At 41.5% G+C, this 504-nt stretch carries 2 tRNA genes; both read right to left on the reverse strand.

Going from position 1 to position 504, the window contains the following annotated elements:
* Window positions 1–170 precede the first annotated feature (170 nt).
* Window positions 171–244: transfer RNA gene (locus ACTQ53_RS17620), tRNA-Ala, on the reverse strand.
* A gap of 25 nt (window positions 245–269) precedes the next feature.
* Window positions 270–343: transfer RNA gene (locus tag ACTQ53_RS17625), tRNA-Ile, on the reverse strand.
* Between the last annotated feature and the right edge of the window lie 161 nt (window positions 344–504).

Below are 504 nucleotides of genomic sequence, written 5' to 3' on the forward strand. Positions count from 1 at the left end.
TCAGCTGTATTCTAACAAAGTGAAATCTCATCTTGCGATTTGATTTACTTTAGTCTGAACTAAAGTTCATTACTTACAGTTTTGCTTGTGTCAATATGTCAAAGATCTTTTTGTGTAGAATTTTAATGATTGGCTCCTTTCAGTCGCCTATCCTTAAATTCTCACAATAGTGGAGAATAACGGATTCGAACCGTTGACCCCCTGCGTGCAAAGCAGGTGCTCTAGCCAACTGAGCTAATCCCCCAGTTTGAGATATTATATGAAGAATGTAGTCCCAGGCAGATTTGAACTGCCGACCTCCACATTATCAGTGTGGCGCTCTAACCAACTGAGCTATAGGACTGTGTTGGTAAAGAGTAGCATCTCTGCCGAACATTCTCTATCTCTTATTTAATTAAACAGATGGTGCGTACAAGAAGAGAAGCGAACTTTTAAGTCCTGTTCCTAAATCTTCACAGGAAATTCGTCTCTCCAGAAAGGAGGTGTTCCAGCCGCACCTTCCGG

This window comes from Prevotella sp. Sow4_E9_plate (assembly GCF_052116205.1).
In the GTDB taxonomy this organism is placed as follows: Bacteria; Bacteroidota; Bacteroidia; order Bacteroidales; family Bacteroidaceae; genus Prevotella.